Source organism: Micromonospora sp. NPDC007271, assembly GCF_040634005.1.
GTDB lineage: Bacteria > Actinomycetota > Actinomycetes > Mycobacteriales > Micromonosporaceae > Micromonospora.
Genome location: NZ_JBEYER010000033.1, coordinates 38,082 through 64,834 on the forward strand (window position 1 = coordinate 38,082; position 26,753 = coordinate 64,834).

At 72.7% G+C, this 26,753-nt stretch carries 26 protein-coding genes; 17 read left to right on the forward strand and 9 right to left on the reverse strand.

The window, feature by feature from the left end:
• Together ABZ570_RS14550 and ABZ570_RS14555 are read left to right on the forward strand one after the other, a co-directional pair.
• Complete coding sequence (locus tag ABZ570_RS14550) at positions 1–519, forward strand: acyl-CoA thioesterase (protein ID WP_358062324.1); 519 nt, start codon at positions 1–3, stop codon at positions 517–519.
• A gap of 158 nt (positions 520–677) precedes the next feature.
• A complete protein-coding gene (locus tag ABZ570_RS14555; protein WP_358062327.1) occupies positions 678–2,666 on the forward strand; it encodes an acetoacetate--CoA ligase in 1,989 nt (662 codons plus the stop codon).
• A gap of 156 nt (positions 2,667–2,822) precedes the next feature.
• Here ABZ570_RS14555 and ABZ570_RS14560 read toward each other — a convergent pair whose 3' ends face one another.
• A complete protein-coding gene (locus ABZ570_RS14560) occupies positions 2,823–3,512 on the reverse strand; it encodes a TIGR03089 family protein (RefSeq protein ID WP_358062330.1) in 690 nt (229 codons plus the stop codon).
• A gap of 149 nt (positions 3,513–3,661) precedes the next feature.
• On the opposite strand from ABZ570_RS14560, the gene ABZ570_RS14565 reads away from it, so the two are divergent.
• On the forward strand, positions 3,662–4,807 hold the full coding sequence (locus ABZ570_RS14565) for a glycosyltransferase family 1 protein (protein WP_358062333.1): 1,146 nt from the start codon (positions 3,662–3,664) through the stop codon (positions 4,805–4,807).
• Positions 4,808–4,865: 58 nt separating this feature from the next.
• Positions 4,866–5,957: a sugar phosphate nucleotidyltransferase gene (locus ABZ570_RS14570; RefSeq protein WP_358062336.1), complete on the forward strand. Its 1,092-nt coding sequence runs from the start codon at positions 4,866–4,868 to the stop codon at positions 5,955–5,957.
• Positions 5,958–5,978: 21 nt separating this feature from the next.
• Here the strand turns inward: ABZ570_RS14570 and ABZ570_RS14575 are convergent, their stop codons facing one another.
• Positions 5,979–6,563 carry an NUDIX hydrolase gene (locus ABZ570_RS14575; RefSeq protein ID WP_358062339.1) on the reverse strand — a complete coding sequence of 195 codons (585 nt, stop codon included), beginning with the start codon at positions 6,561–6,563 and terminating at the stop codon, positions 5,979–5,981.
• A gap of 302 nt (positions 6,564–6,865) precedes the next feature.
• Between ABZ570_RS14575 and ABZ570_RS14580 the strand changes: the two genes are divergently transcribed.
• Positions 6,866–7,867: a winged helix-turn-helix domain-containing protein gene (locus ABZ570_RS14580; protein ID WP_358062343.1), complete on the forward strand. Its 1,002-nt coding sequence runs from the start codon at positions 6,866–6,868 to the stop codon at positions 7,865–7,867.
• An 11-nt stretch (positions 7,868–7,878) separates the two neighbouring features.
• Here ABZ570_RS14580 and ABZ570_RS14585 read toward each other — a convergent pair whose 3' ends face one another.
• Positions 7,879–8,967: a coenzyme F420-0:L-glutamate ligase gene (locus ABZ570_RS14585; protein WP_358062345.1), complete on the reverse strand. Its 1,089-nt coding sequence runs from the start codon at positions 8,965–8,967 to the stop codon at positions 7,879–7,881.
• Positions 8,964–9,959: a 2-phospho-L-lactate transferase gene (gene cofD, locus ABZ570_RS14590; RefSeq protein WP_358062348.1), complete on the reverse strand. Its 996-nt coding sequence runs from the start codon at positions 9,957–9,959 to the stop codon at positions 8,964–8,966. The genes ABZ570_RS14585 and cofD overlap by 4 nt, the downstream gene beginning before the upstream one ends.
• A gap of 100 nt (positions 9,960–10,059) precedes the next feature.
• Here cofD and ABZ570_RS14595 point away from each other — a divergent pair, with 100 nt between their 5' ends.
• The 3 genes from ABZ570_RS14595 (at position 10,060) to ABZ570_RS14605 (ending at position 15,000) form a co-directional block, all read left to right on the forward strand.
• Complete coding sequence (locus ABZ570_RS14595) at positions 10,060–11,010, forward strand: hypothetical protein (RefSeq protein ID WP_358062351.1); 951 nt, start codon at positions 10,060–10,062, stop codon at positions 11,008–11,010.
• Between the two features lie 205 nt (positions 11,011–11,215).
• Complete coding sequence (locus ABZ570_RS14600) at positions 11,216–13,723, forward strand: bifunctional FO biosynthesis protein CofGH (protein WP_358062354.1); 2,508 nt, start codon at positions 11,216–11,218, stop codon at positions 13,721–13,723.
• A 1,016-nt stretch (positions 13,724–14,739) separates the two neighbouring features.
• On the forward strand, positions 14,740–15,000 hold the full coding sequence (locus ABZ570_RS14605) for a WhiB family transcriptional regulator (protein ID WP_013284161.1): 261 nt from the start codon (positions 14,740–14,742) through the stop codon (positions 14,998–15,000).
• Between the two features lie 91 nt (positions 15,001–15,091).
• Here the strand turns inward: ABZ570_RS14605 and ABZ570_RS14610 are convergent, their stop codons facing one another.
• Positions 15,092–15,541 carry a metallopeptidase family protein gene (locus tag ABZ570_RS14610; RefSeq protein ID WP_088963879.1) on the reverse strand — a complete coding sequence of 150 codons (450 nt, stop codon included), beginning with the start codon at positions 15,539–15,541 and terminating at the stop codon, positions 15,092–15,094.
• A 154-nt stretch (positions 15,542–15,695) separates the two neighbouring features.
• Between ABZ570_RS14610 and ABZ570_RS14615 the strand changes: the two genes are divergently transcribed.
• Positions 15,696–16,067 (forward strand): DUF3499 domain-containing protein, encoded by a 372-nt coding sequence (locus ABZ570_RS14615; protein WP_358062357.1) that lies wholly within the window; start codon positions 15,696–15,698, stop codon positions 16,065–16,067.
• A 169-nt stretch (positions 16,068–16,236) separates the two neighbouring features.
• Here ABZ570_RS14615 and ABZ570_RS14620 read toward each other — a convergent pair whose 3' ends face one another.
• The 3 genes from ABZ570_RS14620 to ABZ570_RS14630 are packed head-to-tail and all read right to left on the reverse strand — an operon-like array spanning position 16,237 to position 19,669.
• Positions 16,237–17,613: an FAD-dependent oxidoreductase gene (locus ABZ570_RS14620; protein WP_358062360.1), complete on the reverse strand. Its 1,377-nt coding sequence runs from the start codon at positions 17,611–17,613 to the stop codon at positions 16,237–16,239.
• Complete coding sequence (locus ABZ570_RS14625; protein ID WP_358062363.1) at positions 17,613–18,338, reverse strand: pyridoxamine 5'-phosphate oxidase family protein; 726 nt, start codon at positions 18,336–18,338, stop codon at positions 17,613–17,615. The genes ABZ570_RS14620 and ABZ570_RS14625 overlap by 1 nt, the downstream gene beginning before the upstream one ends.
• Positions 18,323–19,669, reverse strand: a complete 1,347-nt coding sequence (locus tag ABZ570_RS14630; protein ID WP_358062366.1) for an aspartate aminotransferase family protein — start codon at positions 19,667–19,669, stop codon at positions 18,323–18,325. The genes ABZ570_RS14625 and ABZ570_RS14630 overlap by 16 nt, the downstream gene beginning before the upstream one ends.
• A gap of 510 nt (positions 19,670–20,179) precedes the next feature.
• Here ABZ570_RS14630 and ABZ570_RS14635 point away from each other — a divergent pair.
• From ABZ570_RS14635 to ABZ570_RS14645, 3 genes are read left to right on the forward strand one after another with little or no spacing between them, the layout of a single operon-like run.
• A complete protein-coding gene (locus ABZ570_RS14635) occupies positions 20,180–20,335 on the forward strand; it encodes a hypothetical protein (RefSeq protein ID WP_358062369.1) in 156 nt (51 codons plus the stop codon).
• The gene (locus tag ABZ570_RS14640) at positions 20,299–20,628 is read left to right on the forward strand and encodes a DUF5753 domain-containing protein (protein WP_358062372.1); all 330 of its coding nucleotides are present in this window, start codon (positions 20,299–20,301) and stop codon (positions 20,626–20,628) included. Before ABZ570_RS14635 ends, ABZ570_RS14640 begins: the two co-directional genes overlap by 37 nt.
• A complete protein-coding gene (locus ABZ570_RS14645; RefSeq protein ID WP_358062375.1) occupies positions 20,619–20,813 on the forward strand; it encodes a DUF397 domain-containing protein in 195 nt (64 codons plus the stop codon). The genes ABZ570_RS14640 and ABZ570_RS14645 overlap by 10 nt, the downstream gene beginning before the upstream one ends.
• A gap of 3 nt (positions 20,814–20,816) precedes the next feature.
• Here the strand turns inward: ABZ570_RS14645 and ABZ570_RS14650 are convergent, their stop codons facing one another.
• Positions 20,817–21,329: an Lrp/AsnC family transcriptional regulator gene (locus tag ABZ570_RS14650; protein ID WP_358062377.1), complete on the reverse strand. Its 513-nt coding sequence runs from the start codon at positions 21,327–21,329 to the stop codon at positions 20,817–20,819.
• A gap of 210 nt (positions 21,330–21,539) precedes the next feature.
• On the opposite strand from ABZ570_RS14650, the gene ABZ570_RS14655 reads away from it, so the two are divergent.
• The 5 genes from ABZ570_RS14655 to ABZ570_RS14675 form a co-directional block, all read left to right on the forward strand.
• On the forward strand, positions 21,540–22,724 hold the full coding sequence (locus tag ABZ570_RS14655) for a spermidine/putrescine ABC transporter substrate-binding protein (RefSeq protein WP_358062380.1): 1,185 nt from the start codon (positions 21,540–21,542) through the stop codon (positions 22,722–22,724).
• Positions 22,725–22,729: 5 nt separating this feature from the next.
• Entirely contained in the window at positions 22,730–23,881 is a 1,152-nt protein-coding gene (locus ABZ570_RS14660; RefSeq protein WP_358062395.1) for an ABC transporter ATP-binding protein, read from the forward strand.
• Between the two features lie 22 nt (positions 23,882–23,903).
• A complete protein-coding gene (locus tag ABZ570_RS14665; RefSeq protein ID WP_358062383.1) occupies positions 23,904–24,815 on the forward strand; it encodes an ABC transporter permease in 912 nt (303 codons plus the stop codon).
• Positions 24,812–25,654, forward strand: a complete 843-nt coding sequence (locus ABZ570_RS14670; RefSeq protein ID WP_358062386.1) for an ABC transporter permease — start codon at positions 24,812–24,814, stop codon at positions 25,652–25,654. Before ABZ570_RS14665 ends, ABZ570_RS14670 begins: the two co-directional genes overlap by 4 nt.
• A partial coding sequence (locus ABZ570_RS14675; protein WP_358062389.1) for an FAD-dependent oxidoreductase occupies positions 25,651–26,753 on the forward strand: 1,103 nt, incomplete at its 3' end. The genes ABZ570_RS14670 and ABZ570_RS14675, both read left to right, overlap by 4 nt.

The window sequence follows — 26,753 nt, forward strand, 5'->3', positions numbered from 1 at the left end:
ATGACAGATCACCCCTCCGCCGGGCCGGTTGGCAAGCCGACCTCGTACTCGCGGGTCACGCTGAGCCGGATCATGACCGCCGTCGATGTCAATCTGTACGGGACCGTGCACGGTGGGGTACTGATGAAGTTCGTCGACGACGTCGCCGGGGCGGCGGCGGCCCGGCACAGCGGCGGCACCGCGGTCACCGCCTCGATCGACGAGATCGTCTTCTCCGAGCCGGTCCGGGTGGGCGACCTGGTGCACGCGCACGCCCAGGTCAACTGGACCGGGCACACCTCGATGGAGGTCGGGGTGAAGGTGGTCGCCGAGCGCTGGGACTCGGCCGAGGAGGAGCCCGTCCCGGTCGCCACGGCGTACCTGGTCTTCGTGGGCGTGGACGTCGGTGGCTCGCCGCGCCCGGTCCGCCCGGTGCTGCCCGAGACCCCGGAGGACGAGCGGCGCTACCGGGAGGCGGAGATCCGCCGGGCCCACCGGCTGGCCCGCCGCCGCGCCATCCAGGCGCACCGCGCCGGCTGACGGGCAAGGAAGGGCCACATACCGGGCTGGGGTGCGGTGTGGGCCGGCCACGCCCCGGATCCGGCACCCGGTGCGGAGAATGGCGACGCGAGGTAGGGCAAGATGGCGCCACGGCCCATGCACAGTGTCGTGACCGGGGGCCTGAGGAGGGTTGAGCGATGGGTGACGTGCTGTGGACGCCGCCGGCCGACGTGCGCGAGCGGTCCCGGATCGGCGACTACCTGCGCTGGCTGGCCGAGCACCGGGGGCTCGAGTTCGCCGACTACGACGCCCTGTGGCGCTGGTCGGTGACCGACCTCGACGCCTTCTGGCGCTCGATCTGGGACTACTTCGACGTGGTCGCGCACACCCCGCCGACCGGCACGCTGGCCGACCGGGGCATGCCCGGCGCCCGCTGGTTCCCCGGCGCGACGCTCAACTACGCCGAGAACGTGCTGCGGATGCCGGGCCGGGCCGACGACGACCCGGTGGTGATCGCGTACGGGCAGACCCGCGCGCCGGAGACGCTCACCGCGGCCGAGCTGCGTGAGCGGGTCCGCCGGGTGGCGGCCGGGCTGCGCCGGCTCGGCGTCGGGCCGGGCGACCGGGTCGCGGCGTACGCGCCGAACATCCCGGAGACGTTCGTGCTGCTGCTCGCCACGGCCAGCCTGGGCGCGATCTTCTCCTCCTGCGCGCCGGAGTTCGGCACCCGCAGCGTCACCGACCGGTGGCAGCAGATCGAGCCGAAGGTCCTGGTGGCGGTGGACGGCTACCGGTACGGCGACAAGCCGATCGACCGCCGCGGCGAGGTGGCCGCCATCCGGGCCGCCCTGCCCTCGCTGGAGCACATCGTCGGCATCCCGTACCTCGATCCGGCCGGCGCGCCCATGCCGGGCGTGATCTCCTGGGCCGAGCTGGCGGCGGCGACCGACGAGCCGTTGACCTTCACCCCGGTGCCGTTCGACCACCCGCTCTACGTGCTCTACTCCTCCGGCACCACCGGCCTGCCCAAGCCGATCGTGCACGGTCACGGCGGCATCCTGCTGGAGCACCTCAAGATGCTGGCCCTGCACCACGACCTGGGCCCGGCGGACCGGTTCTTCTGGTTCACCACCACCGGCTGGATGATGTGGAACTTCCTGGTCTCCGGGCCGGCGGTGGGCGCGGCGATCGTGCTGTTCGACGGCAACCCGGGCCACCCGGACCTGGGCACGCTGTGGCGGATGGCGGAGCAGACCGGCACCACGTACTTCGGTACCTCCGCGCCGTTCCTGCTGGCCTGCCGCAAGGCCGGCCTGAAGCCTGCGGAGATCGCCGACCTCAGCGCGCTGCGGGGGCTCGGCTCGACCGGCGCCCCACTGCCCGTCGAGGGCTTCACCTGGGTGTACGAGAACGTCGGCGACCGCCTCCAGCTCCAGTCGCTCTCCGGCGGCACGGACGTCTGCACCGGCTTCGTCGGGGGTGTGCCGCTGCTGCCGGTGCACGCCGGGGAGATCACCTGCCGAGCCCTCGGCGCGAAGGTGGAGGCCCGCTCCGCCGACGGCACCCCGGTGATCGGGCAGCTGGGCGAACTGGTCATCACCGAGCCGATGCCGAGCATGCCGGTGGCCTTCTGGAACGACTCGGACGGCTCGCGCTACCGCGAGGCGTACTTCGAGGTCTACCCGGGCGTCTGGCGGCACGGCGACTGGATCACCGTCAACGAGCGGGGCGGCTGCGTGATCACCGGCCGGTCCGACGCCACCCTGAACCGGGGCGGCGTACGCCTCGGCACCGCCGAGTTCTACTCGGTGGTCGAGGGGCTGGACGAGGTGGTCGACTCGGTGGTCGTGCACCTGGAGGACGACCAGGGCGGGGCCGGCGAGCTGCTGCTCTTCGTGGTGCTCGCCGAGGGCTTGGAGCTGGACGACGAGCTGCGGAAGAAGATCTGCCGGGAGCTGCGTACGGCGCTGTCGCCCCGGCACGTGCCCGACGAGATCCACCAGGTCCGCGCCGTCCCGCGCACGCTGAGCGCGAAGAAGCTCGAGGTCCCGGTCAAGAAGATCCTCACCGGCACCCCGGTCGACCGCGCGGCGGCAAAGGGTGCCCTGGCCAACCCCGAGTCCCTGACCGCCTTCGCCGCCTTCGCCCAACGCCGCCCCCCCACCCCCCACCCCACCCCCGCCTAACCCACCCCCAGGCCCCCACCCCCACCCCACCCCCCCACCTCGCCGATCTTGCAGTTCCGGTCCCTGCGTCGAGGCATTCGCCCGAATTGCACGGACAGCAACTGCAAGATCGCGGCGGGGAGGGGGGCGAGGGGCGAGGGGGGAGGGGGGAGGGGGTTAGGGGAGGGTGTGGGTGATTTTTTCGGTGGCGGTGCGGGGGGTGAGGCGGGACTCGTCGAGGTTGGCGCAGGCGACGAGGGTGGCGCCGGCCGCGAGCGGTGCGAGGAGCCAGTCGACCGGGTCGGGGTAGCGCCCCGTGTTCACCAGCAGCCGGTCGCCGGGGGTGAGGCAGAGCTCCGCGGCGCGGGCCTCCGCGCGGGCCAGCAGCTCCGCGTCCGTCTCGCCCGCCTGCGGGTACGGCGTGAAGTGGTCGCCGTGGCCGCGTACCGCCGACACGAAGTCGGTGAATCCCGCCGGCACCTCCCGCATCGGCAGGGCGAACGGGTGGAGCGCGAGGGCGTACCGCTCGCCGGCCGGCCAGGCCGCCGCCGCGTCGATCCGGTCGGCGGCGGCGAAGAGCACGTCCACCGGGCCCGGGGCATCGACCACGGCCAGCTTCGCCGACCAGCAGCCGAGCAGCACGGCGGCGGTCTGCCAGTGCGGCGGCAGCAGCACGGCGGCGGTGTCGCCGGGGGCCAGGGCGGCCTCGTCGACGAGCAGGTTGGCCGTCTTGGCCACCCAGTTCGCCAGCGTCGCGCCGGACAGTTCGGTGCGCTCCCCGGTGGCGTCGTCGTACCAGGTCAGCACGGGGCGGGTGGGGTCGGTCGCGATCGCGTCGGCGAAGACCCGGGCAATGTTGTCGGCCATCGGCGCGAACGATACGCGCTCAGGTCCGTACTCGATGACAACGGCAAGTCGGCGTACCGTCGGGTCGCAGTCAGCGCCGGAGCCCGGGCCCGGCGTAGGCTTGCCGACAGTGTCGTTCCCCACAGACCGCCTGCCTGAGGAGTCGCCCCGTGACCGCCGGTCGCCCGCCCCGCGTGCTCATCGACGCCACGAGTGTCCCCGCCGATCGCGGCGGCGTCGGTAGATACGTCGATGGATTGCTCGGCGCCCTCGGCCGGGTCTGCGGCTCCGGCGTGGACCTGGTGGTGGTGAGCCTCCGTACCGACCTGGAGCGCTACACCCGGATGCTGCCCGGGGCCGAGGTGATCCCCGCCCCGGCGGCGGTCGCGCACCGCCCGGCCCGCCTCGCCTGGGAGCAGACCGGCCTGCCGCTGCTGGCGCAGCAGGTGGGCGCGGAGGTGCTGCACTCGCCCTTCTACACCTGCCCGCTGCGGGCCGGCTGCCCGGTGACGGTCACCGTGCACGACGCGACGTTCTTCACCGAGCCCGAGCACTACGACAAGTCGCGCCGGACGTTCTTCCGCAGCGCGATCAAGACCTCGCTACGCCGGGCCGACCGGGTGATCGTGCCGAGCAAGGCCACCCGGGACGAGCTGATCCGCCTGCTGGACGCCGACCCGACCCGGATCGACGTGGCCTACCACGGGGTCGACCAGGCCGCCTTCCACGCCCCGAGCGAGGAGGAGAAGGCCCGGGTCCGCGCCCGGCTGGGGCTGGGTGGCAGCAGCTACGTCGCGTTTCTCGGGGCGAAGGAGCCGCGCAAGAACGTGCCCAACCTGATTCGTGGCTGGGCCCGGGCGGTGGCCGACCGGGAGGACCCGCCCGCGCTGGTCATCGCCGGCGGCCAGGGGCACGACGACGACATCGACCGCGCGGTGGCCGAGGTCCCCTCGCACCTGCGGCTGCTCCGGCCGGGTTACCTCCGCTACGCCGACCTGCCCGGCTTCCTCGGGGGCGCGCTGGTCGCCGCCTACCCGTCGTACGGCGAGGGGTTCGGCCTGCCGATCCTGGAGGCGATGGCCTGCGCCGCGCCGGTGCTGACCACGCCGCGGCTCTCGCTGCCCGAGGTGGGCGGCGACGCGGTGGCGTACACCAGCGAGGACCCGGACCAGATCGCCGCCGACCTGACCGCCCTGCTGGACGACGAGCAGCGCCGGCTCTCCCTGGCCAAGGCCGGCTTCGACCGGGCCAAGGAGTTCACCTGGGAGTCCAGCGCCGAGGTGCACATCGCCGCGTGGGACCGGGCCCGGTCCTGACCGGGCGGGTACGGCCGACCCCCGGCCCGAAGCGGGGCGGTTCGGGCATGATGTGCTGATGTTCTACGCCGTCATCCCGGCGGGCGGCAGTGGCACGAGGTTGTGGCCACTGTCCCGGGCCGGCCATCCCAAGTTCCTCCACCCGTTGACCGGCACCCCGGCGTCGCTGCTCCAGGCGACCGTGGACCGGTTGTCGCCGCTGACCACGCCCGAGCGGACGCTGGTGGTCACCGGTGCCGCGCACGTCGCGGCGGTGGCCCGGCAACTGGCTGGCCTGCCCGAGGAGAACATCCTGGTCGAGCCCTCGCCGCGGGACTCCTGTGCGGCGATCGCGCTGGCCGCCGCGGTGATTGCGGAGCGCGCGCCGAGCGCGGTGATGGGCTCGTTCGCCGCCGACCATCTGATCGGCGACCCGGCGCGCTGGGCCGAGACCGTACGCCAGGCGATCCGCGGCGCGGAGCAGGGGTTGCTGATGACGGTGGGCATCACCCCGACCCGCCCGGAGACCGGCTACGGCTACCTGGAGACCGGCGAGCCGACCGGCGACGGTCCGCTGCGCCCGGTGATCGAGTTCAAGGAGAAGCCGGCCGCCGAGGTGGCCGAGGGCTACGTCCGCTCCGGGCGGCACCTCTGGAACGCCAGCATGTTCGTCTGGCGGGTGGACGTCTTCCTGGCCGAGCTGGCCCGGCAGCAGCCGGCCCTGCACGCCGGGATCATCGCGATCGCGGCGGCGTGGGGCACCCCCGAGCAGGACGACGTCCTCGGCACGGTCTGGCCGACCCTGCCGAAGATCTCCGTGGACTACGCGGTGATGGAGGGCGCGGCGACCGCCGGCCGGGTGGCGACCGTGCCGGGCGACTTCGGCTGGAACGACGTCGGCGACTTCCACACCCTCGGCGAGGTGCTGCCCGCCGACGAGGTCGGCAACGTGGTGCTGGGCGCGGACGCCAAGCCGGGCGTGCTGCTGCGGGACAGCAGCGGCGTGGTGGTGGTGCCGCACTCGGGCCGACTGGTGGCCGCGCTCGGCCTACGCGACCTGATCGTGGTGGACACTCCGGACGCGCTGCTGGTCTGCCCGCGCGACCGGGCGCAGGACGTCAAGAAGCTGGTCGACGAGCTGAAGGACCGCGGCGAGGAGGGCCTCGTCTGACTGCTGCCTCGCGCCGTCGGCTCAGCCGGCGGCGCGGCGGGCGAAGGCGGCGAGCGCCGGCGCGACCAGTTGTACGGTGCCGTCGGCCAGCGGCTCGGGCAGCCGGTCCGGCGGGAACCAGCCCAGCGCCTCGGACTCGTCGCTGACCCGCTCGGTCGCCCCGGCCGGGGCGAGCACGGCGAACCGTACGTCGTAGTGCAGCGAGCCACCCTGGCAGGCGACCGGGTGGATGTCGATGTCGATCGGCTCCGGGTCGACCACCAGCCCGGCGATCCCGGATTCCTCGGTGGCCTCGCGCAGGGCGGCGGCGGCCAGGGTAGGGTCGCCGGGCTCGCAGTGCCCGCCGAGCTGCACCCACCTGCGGAACTTGCCGTGCAGGCAGAGCAGCACCCGCTGGGCGGTGGCGTCGAGCACCAGCGCGCTCGCGGTGACGTGCCCGACCCGGTTGCCGCGGCTCATCGCCACCGGCCCGGCGGCCAGCAGCTCCAGGGTGCGGTCGCGCGCCTCCGCGGCGGCCGGGCTGGTCGCCGTCCAGCGGCTCAGCACCGCGCTGGCATCGGCGTGCAGTGCGGCGTACGCCGACAGGTCGGTGCGGGTGTCGGTCATCCTGACACTCTACGAGCGCGGGGTTCGTATCCCTGGTCCGCCGGGTGGGACGACCGGGGGGCACCCCTGCGGCGAGTGCCGCAGGCCCTCGTTGGTGCCGCCCGGCCGTCCGGCTCCCCCAGAACCCCGCTCACCTCGGGCCAGGGTGCTGCGCACCGGCCCCGGCGGGTAAGGCGAAGTCTGCCGAACCGGCCCGCTCCCCGTCGAGGTTTTTCAGTCGTCGCTTAAAGATGGAGATTAGTGCCGCCAGGTACAGTGCCAACGGTGGCGGGCGTCCCTGCGGTCCGCCCCGGGAGCACACCATGCTGAAGATCATTTTCACGAGTGCGGACATCCTTCGGACCAGGGTGGCCTCCGCCGCGGATCCGGTCTGGGAACTGGTCCTCAGCCTGCACCTGCTCCAGGGGCGCCAGCGTGAGCCGCTGCTGACCGAGTGGCGCCGCAACACGGCCCGCCGGCTGCGAACGCACAGCGCCAACGAGCGGTTCCGCCTCCTCCTCGCCCTCAACCCGCCGCGCGGCTACTTCCCCGACTTCCTCACCCCGTACGCGAGCAAGGAGGGCTTCCAGGCGGGGCTGGAGGCGGTCCGGGAGACTTCCGTCGACATGCTGCGCCGGGATCTCACCCGGCTCGCCGAGGAGAGCCCGCTGCCCACCTCGGCCGCCGCGCTGGCCCGGGGTGAACCCGAGGTGCTCGAACACCTCACCGACTCGATGGCGCGCTACCACTCGCTCGCCGTCACCCCGTACTGGTCGCGCATCCAGGCCGCGGTGGAGGCCGACCGGGCGCGGCGGGCACGGGCGATGCTCGACGGCGGCCCCGAGGGGCTGCTGGCGAGCCTGCGGCCCAGCATGCGGTGGGCCGACGGGGTGCTCGAGGTGCTGGACTACCCGGACAGCCGGGAGTTGCGCCTGGACGGCCGGGGGCTGCTGCTGGTCCCGTCGTTCTTCTGCGCGCGCACCCCGGTCGCGCTCCTGGACCCGACGCTGCCCCCGGTGCTGGTCTACCCCGTCGACCGGCTAGGCGGCCTCCTCGGGGAGGCGGGGACCGGCGCCGGAGGCAACCCGGACGGCACCAGGGAGGCCCTCGCCGCCCTGCTCGGCCGTACCCGCGCCGCCGTGCTGGAGGCCGCCGACGACGGCTGCACCACCGGTGAGGTGGCCCGCCGGCTGCGCATCTCCGCCGCCGCGGCCAGCCAGCACACCACCGTGCTGCGCAACGCCGGCCTGCTGGTCAGCCAGCGGGACCGCAACACGGTGCTGCACACCCTCACCCCGCTCGGCCGCGCCGTCCTCGACGCCTGACCGCCACCCGCTCAGAGGGCCAGGGCGGCCCTGGCGGTGCTGCCGGCCGGCGGCGGGAGCAGCGCCGAGGAGACGCCCTCGGCGGCCAACCCGGACCGCAGGCGTTGCAGGTCGGCGCCGAAACGCACCAGGTCCGACTGGTCGACCGGGGCCGGCGGGGCGCCGAGGACGAGTCCGGTGGCCCGCGCGGGCCACCCGGGCAGGCTGGCGACCAGGCCGGCGCGTACCTCGTCGTCGGTGACGTGGGTGAAGACCGTGCCGGGCGCGACCACGTCGGCGACCGCGGCGATCGCCCGGTCCACGGCGGCCGGGTCGGCCGGCGTCGACCCCGGGCCGTCGGCCAGTACGGCCGCCTCCCGCAGCCCGGCCGCCCTCGCCTCGGCGGTGCCGAGCGAGAACAGGTCCAGTGCGGCGTCGCGGATCAGCGCCCCGGCGCCCTCGCCGTCGGCGGCCCGCTCCACCCCCAGGTAGCCACGGACGACCGCGACCGGCACCTGGTCGCACTTGCCCTTGATCAGCTCGGCGGCGCCGGCCAGCTCGTCGACCACCGCCATCTGGGTGAGATGGAGCTCGTTGCCGTACGGGTCGATCTCGCCCCGGTGGTCGCGGATCGCCGGCATCCCGGCCACCCCGAGCGCCACGTCGGTGAGCCCGTTGCGCCACGGGCGGCCCATGGTGTCGCTGACGATGACCGCGACATCGAGGTGGTAGTGGTCGCGCAGGGCGGCCCGCAGCGCCCGGGCCGAGGCGTCCGGGTCCTTCGGCAGCAGCACCAGCCGGGTCTTGTCCACGTTCGAGGCGTCGATGCCGGCGGAGGCCATCACGAAGCCGTGGTGGGTCTGCACGATCCGGGTCGCCCCGCGGGTGGCCACCACCCGGGCGGTCTCCGTCGCGAGCACCTCGTCCCGGGCGGCCAGGCGTTCGGGCCCGTCCGCCGGCACGTCGACCAGCCGGCCCTCCGCCTTCGACACGATCTTGCTGGTGACCACCAGCACGTCGCCGTCGCGCAGCCACGGCGCCGCGGTGGCGATCAGCGCCGCCAGGTCGTCGCCCTCGGTCACGTCGCCGATGCCGAGCACCGGCAGAATCTCCAGTTTCACACCAGCTCCAACGCGGCCCGGACCATCGCGGCCGTCGCCGCCTCGTCAGTCATCCGCAGCGGTGCCGACCGTACGGTCACGTCCGGCACCAGGGTCCCGGCGTCCTCGGGGGCGACCAGCCAGCCGTCGAGCAGACCGCCGGCCGACCGGCCACCGTAGAGGCCGCCCACGCCGGCCGCGCTGCACTCCACCCCGAGCACGGCGAGGCAGCGGTCGGCCATGCCGCGTACCGGGGCGCCACCGATGATCGGGGACACGCCGACCACCGGGGCCCGCCCGTCGACGACCGCGTCCCGCAGCCCCGGCACGGCCAGGATCGGGGCGATGCTCACCACGGGGTTGCTCGGCGCGACCAGCACCACGTCGGCCGCGCCGATCGCCTCCAGCACGCCCGGCGCCGGCTTCGCCGTCTCCGCGCCGACAAAGACGAACCGGTGGGTCGGGAGGTCGGCCCGGTAGCGCACCCACCACTCCTGGAAGTGGATCGCCCGCTGGCCGCCGTCCAGTTCGGCGGCGCGGTTCGCGACTGCGGGGCTCGCCGGCTCACTCCTCCCGCTCACGACCACGTGGGTCTCCAGGCGGTCGTCGGTGGCCGGCAGCAGGCGTACGCCGGGCTGCCAGCGGGTGGCGAGCGCCTCGGTCACCTGGGACAGCGGGTACCCGGCGTTGAGCATGGTCGTCCGGACCAGGTGGGTGGCGAGATCCTTGTCACCCAGGCCGAACCAGGCGGGCTCGGCGCCGTACGCGGCCAGCTCGGACCTGACCGTCCAGGTCTCGCCCACCCGGCCCCAGCCCCGCTCCGGGTCGGCGCCGCCGCCCAGCGTGTACATCACGCTGTCCAGGTCCGGGCAGACCTTGAGCCCGTGCAGCAGCAGATCGTCGCCGACGTTGACCAGGGCGGTCACCTCGGCTTCCACCTCCCCGGCGTACGCCCGGACGCCGAGCAGGAACCGGGCGCCCCCGATCCCGCCGGTCAGAACCACGATGCGCATGACGTCCATCCTTCCCCACGCGCCGCCGCCCGTCGGCCGGTGGCCCGGCAGACTAGGCTCACGTCGGCAACTGTCCGTTTTCGTCCCCAAGGGGGAGTCCGTGACCAGCCCCGCCGAGCCCGCGTCCGGCGACGCCACGCAGGCCAGCCAGGTGACCAAGCCGCTGCGCGAACTGGCCGCGCTCGTCCTGCTCGGCGCGAACGCCGTGCTGCTCTTCGTCGGCCTGCTTCGCCTGCTGGTGCCGATGGACGCCTACAGCACCTTCGGCCTCCGGGCGGGCAGCACGTTCTTCATCTTCGTCGGCGTCGAGTCGGTCGTGCTGCCGGTGCTGGCCGTCCTGCTCGCCACCCACGTACGGCCGTCGGTGTCGAGGGCGAAGCTGATCACCGAGGCGGCCCTCGGCGAGTACGCCCTCGCCGCCCTCTTCGGTGCGCTGGCCTTCCTGATCTGGCTGGTCGGCCGGCTCGCCGAGGGCGAGATCCTGGACGCCTTCCTCGGCATGCTGACCCGGCTGGCCTGGCTGGCGATCTTCGGGGCCACCGCGTTCATGGTCTACCGGATCTGGCGGACCCTCTACTACGTCCCGAAGCCGAAGCCGCAGCCCGGCGTGTACGGGCAGCCCCAGCCGGGCTGGTCGCAGCAGCCGGGCGGCTATCCCGCGCCGGGCCAGCCGGGCGCCCACCCCGGCCCGGGCGGCTACCCGACCCCCGGCCAGTACGGTCAGCCGCCGGCGGCGCCGTTCAACACCGCCCCGCCGCACGCCCCGCAGTCCGCGCCGCCGTTCGGCACTCCGCAGTCCGCCGCGCCGTACGGGACTCCGCAGTCTGCGCCGCCGTTCGGGACTCCGCAGTCCGCCGCGCCGTACGGGACTCCGCAGCCGACGCCCTCGTACGGTGCGCCGCACCCGGCGCCGCCCTTCGGCCAGCCTCCCTCGGCCGACCCGACGCAGGCCATCCCGCGTCAGCCGGCCGAGCCCGGCCAGCCGGCGTCCCCCGAGGACAGCGACCGTACCCAGCGCTTCGACCGGGACGACCCGAACCAGCCGCGCTGACGGAGCGGGTGGCCTCCCGTTCCGGGGAGGCCACCCGCTGCGCGAACGCGGACCCACCGCGCGACGCGGGGTGCACACGCCGGCCGCAGGTGTCCCGTGCCCACCGCACGTGGCCGTCGCGCCGCCGAGGCTGGCCCATCGCCCACCGTGGGGTGGCCGGCGCGGGCTTCGCGTCCGCAAAGTGGGCAGCGCTTAGGGTGGGCGGATGGTTGATCGCAGCGAGTCCGTGCCGACGGAGGCTAGTGTGCGGCGGGCCCTGCGCCGGGCCGCGACCGGCCGGGCGCTGGACGGCGACGAGGCGAGCGCACTGCTGGCGGCGCGTGGCCCCGCGCTCGACGAGCTGCTCCGGATCGCCGGCGAGGTACGTGACGCCGGGCTGCGCGAGGCCGGCCGCCCGGGCGTGGTCACCTTCTCGAAGAAGGTCTTCATCCCGCTGACCCGGCTCTGCCGGGACCGCTGCCACTACTGCACGTTCGCCACCGTGCCGCACCGGCTGCCGGCCGCCTACCTGGAGCGGGACGAGGTCCTCGCGATCGCCCGGGAGGGCGCGGCGCAGGGCTGCAAGGAGGCGCTGTTCACCCTCGGCGACCGGCCCGAGGAGCGCTGGCCGGCGGCCCGCCGGTGGCTGGACGAGCGCGGTTACGACTCCACCCTCGACTACCTGCGGGCCTGTGCGGTGGCGGTGCTGGAGGAGACCGGCCTGCTGCCGCACCTCAACCCGGGCGTGCTGTCCTGGTCGGAGCTGCACCGGCTCAAGCCGGTGGCGCCGAGCATGGGCATGATGCTGGAGACCACGGCGACCCGGCTCTGGTCGGAGCCGGGCGGCCCGCACTACGGCTCGCCGGACAAGGAGCCGGCGGTCCGGCTCCGGGTGCTCGACGACGCCGGCCGGGTCGGGGTGCCGTTCACCACCGGCGTCCTGATCGGCATCGGGGAGACCCTGGCCGAGCGGGTCGACGCGCTCTTCGCGATCCGGCGGGGCATGCGGGAGTACGGCCACCTCCAGGAGGTGATCGTGCAGAACTTCCGCGCCAAGCCGGACACCGCGATGCGTGGCATGCCGGACGCCGAGCTGCACGACCTGGCCGCGACGGTCGCGGTGGCCCGGATCCTGCTCGGTCCGAAGGCCCGCGTCCAGGCCCCGCCGAACCTCATCGCCGGCGAGTACGACCTGCTGCTGCGGGCCGGCATCGACGACTGGGGTGGGGTGTCGCCGGTCACCCCGGACCACGTCAACCCGGAGCGCCCCTGGCCGCAGCTGGACGAGCTGGCCCGGCACACCGCCCGGGCCGGCTTCACCCTGCGCGAGCGGTTGACCATCTACCCGGAGTACGTCCGGGCGGGCGACCCGTGGCTGGATCCGCGCCTGCTGCCGCACGTCACCGCCCTCGCCGATCCGGAGACGGGCCTGGCGGTCGAGGCGGCCCGCCCGGTGGGCCGCCCCTGGCAGGAGCCGGAGGAGATCTTCGGCGGGCGGACCGACCTGCACGCCACCATCGACACCAGCGGGCGGACCGGGGACCGGCGGGGCGACTTCGACAGCGTCTACGGCGACTGGTCCGAGGTCGCCGGCAGGGTCAGCGTCCCGACGAGCGGGTCGAGCGATCCCGACCTGCGCGCCGGCCTGCGGTTGGCCGCGGACGACCCGGCGGCGCTGCTGGAGCCCCGGCACACCGACGCGGCGCTGGCGCTGTTCGGCGCCGACGGCCCGGCGCTGGAGGAGCTGTGCCGGATCGCCGACGACGTGCGCCGGGACGCGGTCGGCGAGGACGTCACCTACGTGGTCAACCGCAACATCAACTTCAGCAACGTCTGCTACGTCGGCTGCCGGTTCTGCGCCTTCGCCCAGCGGGAGACCGACGCCGACGCGTACCGGCTCTCGGTGGAGCAGGTCGCCGACCGGGCGGCGGAGGCCTGGGCGGCCGGGGCGAGCGAGGTCTGCCTCCAGGGCGGCATCGACCCGAAGCTGCCGGTCACCGGCTACGCCGACCTCGTGCGGGCGATCAAGGCCCGGGTGCCGGGGATGCACGTGCACGCGTTCTCGCCGATGGAGATCGCCACCGCCGCCGCCAGGGCGGGCGTGCCGGTGAAGGAGTGGTTGCTCCAGCTCCGTGACGCCGGCCTGGACACCATCCCCGGCACCGCCGCCGAGATTCTCGACGACGAGGTCCGCTGGGTGCTCACCAAGGGCAAGCTGCCGGCCGCCGCCTGGGTCGAGGTGGTGACCACGGCCCACGAGCTGGGCGTCCGGTCCAGCTCCACGATGATGTACGGCCACGTCGACCACCCGGGGCAGTGGCTCGGACACTTCCGGGTGCTGGCCGGGGTGCAGGACCGGACCGGCGGCTTCACCGAGTTCGTGGCGCTGCCGTTCGTGCACACCAACGCGCCGATCTACCTTGCCGGCATCGCCCGTCCCGGGCCGACCTGGCGGGAGAACCGGGCGGTGCACGCGATGGCCCGGCTGCTGCTGCACGGCCGAATCGCCAACATCCAGTGTTCCTGGGTGAAGCTCGGCGACGAGGGCACCGTGGCGATGCTCCAGGGCGGCTGCAACGACCTGGGCGGCACGCTGATGGAGGAGACGATCTCCCGGATGGCCGGCTCGGGCAACGGCTCGGCCCGTACGGAGGAGCAGTTGCGGGCGATCGCGGCGGCGGCGGGCCGGCCGGCCCGCAGGCGGACGACCGCCTACGGTCACGCCGGCGCGTAGCCCCTCCCCGCCGCCGGCCCCAACCTCTTCGAGTACGGCGACGACGTCCGGTCCGAGATTCGGATCGACAACCGTGGCGGTGCTTATCCGGATGCCACCGGTCGTTTTCCGCTTCTCGGCGACTTCCCGTTCCACGCGCTGCGTTACGACGGTTTCGACAACCCCTCCGCGGACAGAAATCAGGAGCCGGGCGGGCACGGACATCTGTGCGGTCCGGCGGAGCGGAGCAGCCTCGTGCTCGACCCGGGTGGCGACTCCGGGCGCACCGAGCAGCTACACCGGACGTGAACTGGGCGGCCGCGAGATCGGGATCAGCCGCGGACCGGAGGGGCCGCGCACCCGCTCCGCGGTACGACGGCGACACGTGCGGGGCGGGCGTTCCACAGTGCCGTCCACCCGGATCTGACGGCCGGTCTCCATACCGCCTGGTGGGACGAGCGGAGAGCCGCCGGAGCGGTCCCCGGCACCGGTGGCGCGGTCGCCGATTTCGGCCGGCCGACCAGCGTGCCGCCGGAGACGAACTGATCGGCCGGCCCGGTCCGCATCGTGCTCCGTCCACATGGTGGACTGAGCGCGATCGGCGGGAGCCGGCTCGACGGGCGGTCCCGCGCGGGGCGCGTTAACCTTTTCCCAACCACATGCTGATCTTGGACAGTGCCGCGACGGCCGCCGGGGTCCGGCCTTCCGGAGCCTCCACCGGGGGCCGCCGGTGGTGTTCGCACCGCGCCCGCCACGGCAGAAAAGTCGGGCAACTCGCCGGAGAGGGCGTTACCCGTCCGGGGTCTGAATCGATAGGGCAGGTTGCGAGGCTCGGGCGGTGGAGATGGCCGTCCGGAAGGTGTCGGGAGGGCGACTCCATTATCAAGTTTGGCTTGACGGCGCACGTATTACACGCGTGTAATTTGAATGGGGTTGTTCGCTCGGAACGCAACAAATTGTGACCGGACGGACAAGCACGCCTTTCGCGTGGGGGGTTGCAGCGGCGATGACGCCGGTGCGCGACAAGGAGGCAACTGATGGACGGCCAGCTCGAGGTGGCCGACCTGCTCGGAAACGCGCCGGAGTGGCAGGAGCGGGCGCTCTGCTCGCAGACCGACCCGGAGGCGTTCTTTCCCGAGAAGGGCGGCTCGACCCGCGAGGCGAAGCGCATCTGCTCGCGGTGTGAGGTCAAGACGGAGTGCCTGGAATACGCCCTCGGGCACGACGAGCGGTTCGGAATCTGGGGGGGGCTCTCCGAGCGGGAGCGGCGCAAGCTGAAGCGGCGGGTAGCCGCCTGAGGCGGGACCGGGCCGGGGCGGTGGGGGCCGCCCGGCTCGGGCCGACAGCTCGGCCGGTGGGGGCCGGCCGGGCGGTGACGGGCGGGCCGGGTCAGGCCAGCTCGTCGGGGTCCACTCCGAGCAGGTTCGCCACCTGCTCGATGATCACGTCGTGTACGAGGTCCGCGAGATCCTCCCGGTCCATCGCGCGGAACTCCAGTGGCCGCCGGTAGAGCACGATCCGCGGTGGCACCTCCTGCCGGCCCGGGCGCCCCGGCAGCAGCCGGGCGAGCGGCACCTCGCCGTCCTCCAGCACGTCCGAGTCGTAGACGTTCAGATCCGGCGGGACGTCCTCGACGGCGAACTCCACGCCCGCCAGCTCCTTGGCGAAGCGGCGTTCGAGGGTCTCGACCGTGTCCAGCACCAGGTCGTCGAAGACCTCGGCCTTGGTCCGGGCCAGCGGTACGGTGGCCGGCACCAACCGCCCCCGCAGCCCCCGCCCGTGGCGGTCGCGGTGGGTGCGCCGGCCGGAGCCGGGGCGGCGGTGTTCCGGGCTCGTCATGACGCACAGGGTAGCCCGCGCCGCCGGGCCGTCCGCCGTTGCGCCGCTGGTGTGGCGTGCCGGTGATCCGATCGGATGATTTGTGATCACCAAGACGGGCGTGTCGCAACGCGAAGCGGTGCGCCGGACCCGGTAATGGAGATACCCTGCCGCCGTGAGGTCACCACGGCGCTGCTCCCGTAACGGCTGCCCCCGGCAAGCGGTCGCCACATTGACCTATGTCTACAACGAGTCGACCGCTGTGGTGGGTCCGCTGGCGGCCTTCGCCGAGCCGCACACGTACGACCTCTGCGAGCCGCACGCCCGCAGCCTGACCGCGCCCCGCGGCTGGGACGTGGTCCGGCACGAGGGCGAGTTCGAGCCCCCGCCGCCCACCACCGACGACCTGGTCGCCCTGGCCGAGGCGGTGCGCGAGGCCGCCCGCCCCGCGCCGCCGCGCCCGCCCGAGGACGACCAGGTGGCCCCCCAGCACCCCCAGCAGACCGGCCGTCGCGGCCACCTCCGCGTCATCCCCCCCACCCACTGACCCCCACCGCGCCCCCTCCCGCCCCCCGCCCCGCGCCCCCCGCCCCCGTCCGGGTTGATCAAGGAGTTTGCGTCGGGATCCGGGCTCGGGGCGACGCAAACTCCTTGATCAACGGAGACGGCGCGGCCGGATGCGGCCGGTGGGGGTGGGGCGGGAGAGGTGAGTGGGGTCAGTGGCCGAGGAGGCGGGAGAAGGCGGCGGCGCGGCGGGACGGGCGGCCGGTGCGCAGCTCCGCCTCGTCGGCCGAGAACATGATCCGCAGGCCGGCGTTCACCGCGAGCCAGCGCAGCGGCTCGGGCTCCCACCGGGGAGAGCGGTGGTTGACCCAGGGGAGCGCGGTCAGGTCGCTCGGCACGCCCCGGATCAGGTCGGCCAGCGTACGCCCGGCCAGGTTGCTGGTGCCGACGCCGTCGCCGACGTAGCCGCCGGCCCAGGCGAGACCGCTCGACCGATCCAGCCCCACCGAGGCGGTCCAGTCCCGGGCCACGCCGAGTGGCCCGCCCCAGGTGTGGCTCACCGGCACCTCCGGCCCGAGCGCCGGGAAGAGTTCGCCGAGCACGCGGCGCAGCGCGGCGAACACCCGGGGTTCCCGGTCGTAGTCGGGACGGATCCGGGAGCCGAAGTGGTAGGGCGCGCCCCGGCCGCCGAAGGCGAGCCGGCCGTCGGCGGTGCGCTGGCCGTAGATGATGACGTGCCGGTAGTCGGAGAATGTCTCCCGCTCGGCCAGCCCGATCTCCGCCCAGGTCGCCTCGGGCAGCGGCTCGGTGGCGACCATGAGCGAGTAGACCGGCGCGACGGTGCGTCGCTGCCCCCGCAGGGCGGAGGTGAAGCCCTCGGTCGCCCGGACCACCACCGGGGCGCGGACCACCCCGGCGGGGGTCACCGCGGCACCGGAGCGCACGACCGTGACCGGCGTCCGTTCGAAGATCCGTACGCCCCGGCGCTCCACCGCCCGGGCCAGCCCGCGGACCAGCTTCGCCGGGTGCAGGGCGGCGCAGTGCGGGGTGTACGTGCCGCCGCGTACCCCCTCGGCGTGGCAGCGGGCGGCCGCCTCCGCGGCGTCCAGGAGCACCAGGTCCTCGTCGGCCAGGCCGTACTCCCGGGCCTCGGCCACGGCGGCCCGGGCCCGGCCGAGCTGGACCTCGCTGCGGGCCAGCACCACCGTCCCACCGGCCCGCCAGTCACAGTCGATCCCCTCGGCGGCGACCACCCGGCCGACCTCGCGGACGGTCTCGTGCATGGTTCGCTGCATGTCCAGCGCCCGGTCCCGGCCGTGCCGGCGGGCCAGCGCGGGCAGCGAGGTGGGAAGCAGTGCCGAGCACCAGCCGCCGTTGCGGCCGGACGCACCGTACCCGGCGATCTCCTTCTCGAGTACGACGATCCGCAGCGACGGGTCGGCCAGCGCCAGGTAGTACGCCGTCCACAGGCCGGTGTAGCCGGCGCCGACGATGGCCACGTCGGCGTCGGTGTCGCCGGGCAACCCGGGGCGCGGGGTCAACGGCTCGTCCACGCCGGACAGCCAGTACGACAGCTCCTGGTAGCGCATCACCACTCCGGTGGGGGCAGATCGTGGCGCAGCCGCGGGTCGGGCTGCGGGATCCCGTAGTTTTCCATGATTGGTACGACCCCGGCCCAGACCGGCCGGTCGAGGTCGTCCTCGGGGTCGTCGGGCGGCCCGGCGCTGATCTTCAGCGAGCACTCGTCCAGCGGCAGGGCGAGGAGCAGGGTGGCCGCCAGCTCCTTCGGCGAGGGCGGCCGGACCTGTGCCCAGCGGCCGGGGAGCAGGTGCTCGGAGAGCCGCTCCAGGCCGGCGAGCTTGTCGTCGCCGTTCAGCACGGCGAGGCTCCCGAGCACCATCGCGCACCGGTAGTTCATCGAGGACTCGAAGGCGCTGCGGGCCAGCACGAGTCCGTCGAGCAGGGTGACGGTGAGACAGGCCGGGGCGCCGGCGGCGAGGTGCCGGAAGAGACGGCTGCCGGTGGAGCCGTGCACCAGCACCCGGTTGCCGTCGCGGGCGTACGCGACGGGCAGCGCGTACGGCTGGGCGCCGTCGGCGATGGCGAGATGGGCGACCCGGCCGGCGTCGAGCACGGCGTGCAGGACCGCCCGGTCGTGGACGGCGAGGTCGGGCAGCCGGCGTACCCGGGTCCGGTCGGTGTCCCCGACCCCGTCGCGGTCGGCGGTGGCGGGGCCGACGGCGCGGGGCCGGTCCTCGCCGTCGCGAGTCCCGGCCCCGACCGAACCTGAGCCGCCGCTCAGAGCCGTGCCCATGCCTCGGTCAGCACGGCCCGCAGGATCTGCTCGATCTCGTCGAACTGCTGCTGGTCGGCGATCAGCGGCGGGGCGAGCTGCACCACCGGGTCGCCCCGGTCGTCGGCGCGGCAGTAGAGCCCGGCCTGGAAGAGCGCGGTGGAGAGGAACCCGCGCAGCAGCCGCTCCGACTCGGCCTCGTCGAAGGTCTCCCGGGTCGTCTTGTCCTTGACCAGCTCGATGCCGTAGAAGTAGCCGTCGCCCCGGACGTCGCCGACGATCGGCAGGTCGGTGAGCTTCTCCAGGGTGGACCGGAAGGCGCCCTCGTTGGCCCGGACGTGCCCGATCAGGTCCTCGCGGGCGAAGACCTCCAGGTTGGCCAGCGCCACCGCACAGGAGACCGGGTGGCCGCCGAAGGTCACCCCGTGCGCGAACATGCCGGTCTCGGTGAGGAACGGCTCCATCAGCCGCTCACTGGCGATCATCGCGCCGAGCGGGGCGTACCCGGAGGTGATGCCCTTGGCGGTGGTGATGATGTCGGGCTGGTAGCCGTACCGGGCGGCGCCGAAGTACTCGCCGAGCCGGCCCCACGAGCAGATCACCTCGTCGGAGACGAGCAGCACGTCGTACGCGTCGCAGATCTCCCGGACCCGCTGGAAGTACCCGGGCGGCGGCGGGAAGCAGCCGCCGGAGTTCTGCACCGGCTCCAGGAAGACCGCGGCGACCGTGTCCGGCCCCTCGCGCTCGATGGCGCGGCCGATCTCCTCGGCGGCCCAGCGGCCGAACGCCTCCGGGTCGTCGCCGTGCTCCGGGGCCCGGTAGAAGTTGGTGTTCGGCACCTTGATGCCGCCGGGCACGAGCGGCTCGAAGTCGCTCTTGATGCCGGGCAGGCCGGTGATCGACAGCGCGCCCATCGAGGTGCCGTGGTAGGCGATGTAGCGGCTGACCACCTTGTGCTTGTTCGGCTGGCCGGTGCGCTTGAAGTAGGCCCGCGCCAGCTTCCACGCCGCCTCGACCGCCTCTGAGCCACCGGTGGTGAAGAAGACGCGGTTCAGGTCGCCGGGGGTCAGCGAGGCGACCTTCTCGGCCAGCTCGACGGCCTTCGGGTGGGCGTACGACCACAGGGGGAAGTAGGCCAGTTCGGCGGCCTGCTTGGCGGCCGCCTCGGCGAGTTCCGTACGGCCGTGGCCGGCGTTGACTACGAAGAGCCCGGCGAGTCCGTCCAGGTAGCGGCGGCCCTGCGAGTCCCAGACGTAGGCGCCTTCGCCGCGCACGATCGTCGGTACCTCGCCTGCGGAGTAGCTGGCCATCCGGGTGAAGTGCATCCAGAGGTGGTCGGTTGCGTTGGCCATGTCAGCCCCATCGGGTCTCGGGCCGGTCAGGGGTGAAGACCGGCCGCTCTGCCCACGGTTATGCCACAGTCGGTGTTGATAACGCAAGTGCTGACGGGTTATCGCAACGAATTCAGCGAGTGGTGTTTGCAACCGCAACGGATTCCGCAGTGCCTTTGCTGGGGTCGCTGTGGTGGTTTCCGGCCCTTCGGAGCTGACTCGTTCGCGATATCGCTCGTAGACCCCTTGATCAGCCGTGAGCTGGCTCGCCCGGGAGCTGGGCCGTGCGCGGGATGCGGCAAGTCGTGCTGTTCGGCCTCCAGGAGACCGCAGTTTGTCGCACGCCGCGTTGATCTTGGATGCCCCTGAGGTGCGGCGGCTTGAAGGGACGGGTCCAGGGCCTTTGCCGGGCACCCTGCGGCCACGCGAGATGCCGCAGAGAGATCCAGGCGCGACACGTCGGTTCGGCGCGGACATCGACACGGAGCGTCGCTACCCTGCCGGCCATACGTGACCGGACGGGAGGCTCGGATGGCGAACGAGGTGCTGCGGGTGGCGATGGCGGAGAAGGGAGAGACCGTCGAGTCGCTCGCGGAGAAGGTCCGGGTCGACCCGAAGACGGCGGCGCGCTGGCTGGCGGCCGGGCGCAGATGGTGCTACGCCGGCTGGTCGGTGACCGGGTGGTGATGGCCGGCCAGCTCGCCCACCTGACGGCGATGGCCGAGCTGGAACACGTCCAGGTCCGGGTGATCCCGTCCGACGGCCCGTGGCACACCGGTCTGGCCGGCCCGTTCATGCTCGCCCGGCTGCCCGACGGCACGGAGGTGGCCTACCTGGACAATCAGCTCCGTGGTCAGATCGAGAGCGATCCTCTCGACATTGCTACTCTTGGCCGCAGGTGGGAGAGCGTCACCGGGGAGGCGTTCCCCTGCCGCCGGTCGATCGAGCTGATCAGGGAAGTGGCGAGGACATGGAGCTGACCGACGCCCGCTGGCGTACCGCCACCCGCAGCAGCAACAACGGCGGCGACTGCGTCGAGGTGGCCGACAACCTGCCCGGCCGCGTGCTGGTGCGGGACAGTAAGGACCGCGACGGCGGCACCCTCGCCTTCACCCCGGCCGCCTGGCACGCCTTCGTCGAGCAGGCCAAGCGGCGGCAGTCGTAGCCGTCAGGCCGTGCCCCAGCTGTAGGTCTGCTTGCGCAGCTTGAGGTAGACGAACGCCTCGGTCGACACCACGTTGGGGACCGTGCGCAGCTTCTGGAGGATCTCCAGCAGGTGTGCGTCGTTGCGGCAGACCACCTCGGCCAGCAGGTCGAACGACCCGGCCGTGATGACCACGTAGTCGATCTCCTCGAACTCGGCGAGCCGGTCGGCCACGCTCTCCAGGTCCCCGTCGGAACGCAGGCCGATCATGGCCTGGCGGGGGAAGCCGAGCTGGAGCGGGTCGGTCACGGCGACGATCTGCATGACCCCGGCGTCGAGCAGGCGTTGCACCCGCTGGCGGACCGCCGCCTCGGAGAGGCCGACCGCCTTGCCGATGGTCGCGTAGGGGCGCCGGCCGTCCTCCTGGAGCTGTTCGATGATCTGCTTGGCCACGTCATCGAGCAGTACGTGACTGGCACCTTCACGCACGGTGACGCGTCGCGTGCCGTTCCCCTGCTCGGTCTGCCGGTTGATCATCGTGCGCTCCCCATGTCCGAATGCCTCGCGCTGAGCGTAATGCCCGCCGCAGTCTGGCGTATTTCGTGGTCCATGGCTATTCCCGCAACGGAATCCCTTGTAAGGAAGGTCACCTCATGTCAGGATCAGTCGTCCATCGCCATTGACCCTCCCGTTGGCGCATCCCCCTTGGTACCGGCGCCGACGATGCCCCCCCATAGGAGTCGTCACATGCGTAGTCCCCTCGGGCCCCTTACCCGGCGTGGTCTGCTCACCGGCACCCTCGGCTCGGCCGCGATGCTCGCCACCGCGGGTGCCCTGGCCGGCTGCGGCACCAAGGGCGCTCAGCAGACCGAGGCCGGTTGCAAGAGCGATGATCTTTCCGCGAGCGAGAAGAAACTGGCCTTCTCGAACTGGCCGCAGTACATCGACCTCGACGAGAAGGACGAGTCCAAGCGGCCCACCGTCGACGATTTCATCGCCAAGACCGGCATCCAGGTGACGTACACCGAGGACATCAACGACAACAACGAGTTCTTCGGCAAGGTGCAGAACCAGCTCGCCGGCTGCCAGCCGACCGGGCGGGACCTGATGGTCCTCACCGACTGGATGGCGGCGCGGATGGTCCGCCTCGGCTGGCTCCAGAAGCTGGACAAGTCGAAGCTGCCCAACGTCGAGGCCAACCTCCTGCCCACGCTGCGCAACGTCTCCTTCGACCCGGAGCGCCAGCTCTCCGTCCCGTGGCAGTCCGGCCTCTCCGCGCTCGCGTACAACGCCAAGGTGACCAAGGAGATCCGGACGATCGACGAGCTGCTCACCCGCTCGGACCTCAAGGGCAAGGTGACCGCGCTGTCCGAGATGCGGGACACCATGGGCCTGATGCTGCAGTCCAACGGCCACGACCCCTCGAACTTCACCACCGCCCAGTTCGACGACGCGCTGGCCAAACTGCAGCGGGCCGTCGACTCCGGACAGATCCGCAAGTTCACCGGCAACGACTACTCGCAGGACCTCAACAAGGGTGACATCGCCGCCTGCATCTGCTGGTCCGGCGACGTGATCCAGCTGGGCTTCGACAACGAGAACATCAAGTTCGTGATGCCCGAGTCCGGCGCGATGCTCTGGTCCGACAACATGCTGGTGCCGAACAAGGCCACGCACAAGGCGAACGCCGAAGAGCTGATCAACTACTACTACGAGCCGGCGGTGGCCGCGAAGCTCGCCGCCTACGTCAACTACATCTGCCCGGTCAAGGGCGCGCAGGCCGAGATGGAGAAGATCGATCCAGACCTGGCCAAGAACCCGCTCATCTTCCCCGACGAGGAGATGCTGTCGAAGACCAAGGGCTTCATGGCCCTCGACGAGAAGCAGGAGCGGGAGTACGAGGCCAAGTTCCAGAAGGTCATCGGGGCGTGAGAACGATGGGGCACGAGACACCGGCCGGCGACCTGCGCCTGGCCAACCTCACCAAACGGTTCGGTGTGTTCACCGCGGTGGACGACCTCAGCCTGACCATCCCGCAGGGCTCGTTCTTCGCCCTGCTCGGGGCGTCGGGCTGCGGCAAGACCACCACGCTGCGGATGATCGCCGGGCTGGAGGAGCCGACCAGCGGGCAGGTGCTGCTCGGTGACCGGGACATCGCCGGGCTGCGCCCGTACAAGCGGCCGGTGAACACCGTGTTCCAGAGTTACGCGCTCTTCCCGCACCTCGACATCCACGAGAATGTGGCCTTCGGGCTGCGTCGGCGCGGCATCCGCAAGGTGACCGAGCAGGTCGAGCAGATGCTCGCGCTGGTGCAGCTCGAAGGGTACGGCCGCCGTAAGCCCGCCCAGCTCTCCGGCGGCCAGCAGCAGCGGGTCGCGCTGGCCCGCGCGCTGATCAACCACCCGCAGGTGCTGCTGCTGGACGAGCCGCTCGGCGCGCTCGACCTGAAGCTGCGCCGGCAGATGCAGCTCGAGCTGAAGCGGATCCAGACCGAGGTCGGCATCACCTTCGTGCACGTCACCCACGACCAGGAGGAGGCCATGACCATGGCCGACACGGTCGCGGTGATGAACGCCGGCCGGATCGAGCAGCTCGGCGCCCCCGCCGACATCTACGAGTACCCGGCCACCGCGTTCGTCGCGAACTTCCTCGGCCAGTCCAACCTGCTCGCCGGCGAGGCCGCCGGGTCCAGCGGGGACGACGTGCTGGTCACCTCGCACGGCGGGCGCTTCTCGGTGCCCGCCGGCCGGTCCCGCGTCGAGCGGGGGCCGATCTTCCTCGGGGTACGCCCCGAGAAGCTGCACCTGGTCGCCCGCCCTGACGAGGTGCCCGCCGGACACCAGCACGTCGGCGGCGTGGTGACCGACGCCTCCTACGTCGGCGTGAGCACCCAGTACCTGGTGAAGACGCCGTGGGGCAGCGAGCTCTCCGCCTTCTCGGCCAACAGCGGCCTCGGCGGGCAGGTGCCGGTCGGCGCCACGGTGGTGGCGCACTGGAACCCGCGGCACGCGTTCCTGCTGGCCCGCGACTCCGGTGAGGACGACCAGACCGCTCCGCTGCTCGACCAGCCGGTGGGTGTGCTCTCATGAGCGGGCGCAGCGAGGTGGCGCCATGAGCGCCCTGGCTCACGTACCGACCGCCTCGGGGCAGCCGGCAGCGCCGCCGGCGTCCCGGCGGGGGCGGTCCCGGCTGCTGCCGTACCTGCTGCTGCTGCCCGGTGCCGCCTGGCTGCTGGTCTTCTTCGCCCTGCCGCTGTTCCAGCTCGCCGCGGCCAGCCTCTACGACCCGAGCGGATCCCTCGCCACCGGGTACGCGATGACCTGGGCCTTTGGCAACTATCCGGCGGCCCTGCAGGAGTACTGGCCGCACTTCGTCCGGTCGTTCGCCTACTCGGCGATCGCGCTGGTGCTGGCCCTGCTGATGGGCTACCCGCTGGCGTACGCGATCGCGCAGAAGGCCGGCCGCTGGAAGAACCTGCTGCTGGTCGCGGTGGTCGCGCCGATGTTCACCAGCTTCCTGGTCCGTACGCTGGCCTGGAAGACCATCCTGTCCGACAACGGCTGGCTGGTCGGGCTGCTGCGGGACGTGCACCTGCTCGGGCCGGACGGCCGGCTGCTGGCCACCCCGATCGCGGTGGTGCTCGGCCTGGTGTACAACTTCCTGCCCTTCCTGGTGCTGCCGCTGTACGCGAACCTGGAGCGGCTGGATCCCCGGCTCCTGGAGGCGGCGAGCGACCTGTACGCGAGCCCGCTGCGGGCCTTCCAAAAGGTCACCCTGCCGCTGTCCATGCCCGGGCTGATCGCCGGCACGCTGCTCTTCTTCATCCCGGCCACCGGCGACTACATCAACGCCCGGCTGCTCGGCACCCAGAACGATTACATGATCGGCAACGCCATCGAATCGGCGTTCCTGGTCCGGCTGGACTACCCGCAGGGCGCGGCCCTGTCGTTCCTGCTGATGGCCGCGATCCTCGCGATCGTCTTCGGCTACCTGCGCAAGGCCGGCACGGAGGAGGTGCTGTGAGGCTGTCCCGTTGGCTGGCCGACCGTTGGGTGATGGGCGTCGCCCTGCTCGTCCTCGGCTACCTCTCGCTGCCGATCCTGGTGGTCGCCGGGCTCTCCTTCAACCGCCCGGCGGGCCGGCTGTCCTACGACTTCAACGAGTTCACCCTGGACAACTGGACGCAGCCCTGCGCCACCGCCGACATGTGCGATGCGGTGCTCCTCAGCATGGAGATCGGGCTGATCGCCACGGTGGTCGCCACCATCCTCGGCACGCTGATGGCGTTCGCCCTGGTCCGGCACGGCTTCAAGGGCCGGGCCGGGATCAACGGACTGATCTTCCTGCCGATGGCCACCCCGGAGCTGGTGATGGGCACCTCGCTGCTCGCCCTCTTCGTGGCCGCCGGGGTGCCGCAGGGCTTCTGGACCATCGTCATCGCGCACGTGATGTTCTGCGTGTCGTTCGTGGTGGTCACCGTGAAGGCCCGGCTCGCCGGCATGGACCGGCGCCTGGAAGAGGCCGCCATGGACCTGTACGCCAGCGAGTGGCAGACCTTCCGGCGGATCACCCTGCCCCTGGTGCTGCCCGGCATCGTGGCCGCCGCGCTGCTCTCCTTCTCGCTCAGCTTCGACGACTTCATCATCACGAACTTCAACGCCGGCACCACCGTCACCTTCCCGATGTTCGTCTGGGGCGCCGCCCAGCGGGGCATCCCGCCGCAGGTCAACGTCATCGGCACGGCGATGTTCGCGATCGCGCTGCTGCTCGTCGGGGCCAGTTCGCTGCAGGGCCGGCGGGCCCGACGCGCCGCCCTCGCGGCGACCGTCGCCGCCAAGCAGACGGCGAAGAGCGGATCATGAAACTCCCGCATACCGGCCGGGCGCTGGCCGACGCCGCGCCCGTCCCGTACTGGCTGGACCGACCGGAACGCCCCGACCCGCTGCCGCCGCTGACCGGTACGCACGACGCCGACCTGCTGGTGGTCGGCGGCGGGTACGCCGGGCTGTGGACCGCACTGCTGGCGAAGGAGGCCGAGCCCGACCGGGACGTGCTCCTGCTCGAGGCGGGCACCTGCGGCTGGGCGGCGTCGGGGCGTAACGGCGGATTCTGCGCCGCCTCGCTCACCCACGGCCTCGCCAACGGCGTCGACCGGTTCCCCGGCGAGATCGACGAGCTGGAACGGCTCGGCCGGGACAACCTGGACGCCATCGCCGCCACGGTCGAGCGGCACGGCATCGACTGCGACCTCGAGCGGACCGGCGAGCTGGCGGTGGCCGTCGAGCCGTACCAGCTCGCCGGGCTCGTCGAGGACGCCGAGCTGGCCCGCCGGTACGGCCACGACGTCCGGCTGCTCGACCGCGACGAGGTACGCGCCGAGGTGGACTCGCCGACGTACCTCGGCGGGATGTGGGACCGGGACCGGGTGGCCATGCTCGACCCGGCGAAGCTCGCCTGGGGGCTGCGCCGCGTCGCCCTCGACCTGGGCGTACGGCTGCACGAGCGCACCCGGGTCGCCGGCCTGTGCCGCGACGGCGGCGCGCTGCGCGCGACGACGGCCGGCGGCCCCGACGGGGCGCCCGGCGCGGTCCGGGCCCGGCGGGTGGTGCTCGCCACCAACGCGTTCCCGCCGCTGCTGCGCCGGCTGCGCGCCTGGCTGGTGCCGGTCTACGACTACGCGCTGATGACCGAGCCGCTCTCGGCGGAGCAGCGGAAGGCGGTCGGCTGGGCGAACCGGCAGGGGCTGGCCGACGTCGGCAACCAGTTCCACTACTACCGGCTCACCGCCGACGACCGGATCCTCTTCGGCGGCTACGACGCGGTCTACCACTACGGCAACCGGATGGCTCCCGAACTGGAGCAGCGGCAGGCCACCTTCACCGCGTTGGCCTCCCACTTCTTCGCCACCTTTCCCCAGCTCGAGGGCCTCCGGTTCAGCCACCGCTGGGGCGGCGTCATCGA

Coding starts and splice junctions, on each gene's coding strand:
- ABZ570_RS14550 (WP_358062324.1), top strand. CDS start 1: ATGACAGATCACCCCTCCGCCGGGCCGGTTGGCAAGCCGACCTCGTAC.
- ABZ570_RS14555 (WP_358062327.1), top strand. CDS start 678: ATGGGTGACGTGCTGTGGACGCCGCCGGCCGACGTGCGCGAGCGGTCC.
- ABZ570_RS14560 (WP_358062330.1), bottom strand. CDS start 3,512: ATGGCCGACAACATTGCCCGGGTCTTCGCCGACGCGATCGCGACCGAC.
- ABZ570_RS14570 (WP_358062336.1), top strand. CDS start 4,866: ATGTTCTACGCCGTCATCCCGGCGGGCGGCAGTGGCACGAGGTTGTGG.
- ABZ570_RS14575 (WP_358062339.1), bottom strand. CDS start 6,563: ATGACCGACACCCGCACCGACCTGTCGGCGTACGCCGCACTGCACGCC.
- ABZ570_RS14580 (WP_358062343.1), top strand. CDS start 6,866: ATGCTGAAGATCATTTTCACGAGTGCGGACATCCTTCGGACCAGGGTG.
- cofD (WP_358062348.1), bottom strand. CDS start 9,959: ATGCGCATCGTGGTTCTGACCGGCGGGATCGGGGGCGCCCGGTTCCTG.
- ABZ570_RS14600 (WP_358062354.1), top strand. CDS start 11,216: ATGGTTGATCGCAGCGAGTCCGTGCCGACGGAGGCTAGTGTGCGGCGG.
- ABZ570_RS14605 (WP_013284161.1), top strand. CDS start 14,740: ATGGACGGCCAGCTCGAGGTGGCCGACCTGCTCGGAAACGCGCCGGAG.
- ABZ570_RS14610 (WP_088963879.1), bottom strand. CDS start 15,541: ATGACGAGCCCGGAACACCGCCGCCCCGGCTCCGGCCGGCGCACCCAC.
- ABZ570_RS14620 (WP_358062360.1), bottom strand. CDS start 17,613: ATGCGCTACCAGGAGCTGTCGTACTGGCTGTCCGGCGTGGACGAGCCG.
- ABZ570_RS14625 (WP_358062363.1), bottom strand. CDS start 18,338: ATGGGCACGGCTCTGAGCGGCGGCTCAGGTTCGGTCGGGGCCGGGACT.
- ABZ570_RS14630 (WP_358062366.1), bottom strand. CDS start 19,669: ATGGCCAACGCAACCGACCACCTCTGGATGCACTTCACCCGGATGGCC.
- ABZ570_RS14635 (WP_358062369.1), top strand. CDS start 20,180: ATGGCGAACGAGGTGCTGCGGGTGGCGATGGCGGAGAAGGGAGAGACC.
- ABZ570_RS14640 (WP_358062372.1), top strand. CDS start 20,299: ATGGTGCTACGCCGGCTGGTCGGTGACCGGGTGGTGATGGCCGGCCAG.
- ABZ570_RS14645 (WP_358062375.1), top strand. CDS start 20,619: ATGGAGCTGACCGACGCCCGCTGGCGTACCGCCACCCGCAGCAGCAAC.
- ABZ570_RS14650 (WP_358062377.1), bottom strand. CDS start 21,329: ATGATCAACCGGCAGACCGAGCAGGGGAACGGCACGCGACGCGTCACC.
- ABZ570_RS14655 (WP_358062380.1), top strand. CDS start 21,540: ATGCGTAGTCCCCTCGGGCCCCTTACCCGGCGTGGTCTGCTCACCGGC.
- ABZ570_RS14660 (WP_358062395.1), top strand. CDS start 22,730: ATGGGGCACGAGACACCGGCCGGCGACCTGCGCCTGGCCAACCTCACC.
- ABZ570_RS14665 (WP_358062383.1), top strand. CDS start 23,904: ATGAGCGCCCTGGCTCACGTACCGACCGCCTCGGGGCAGCCGGCAGCG.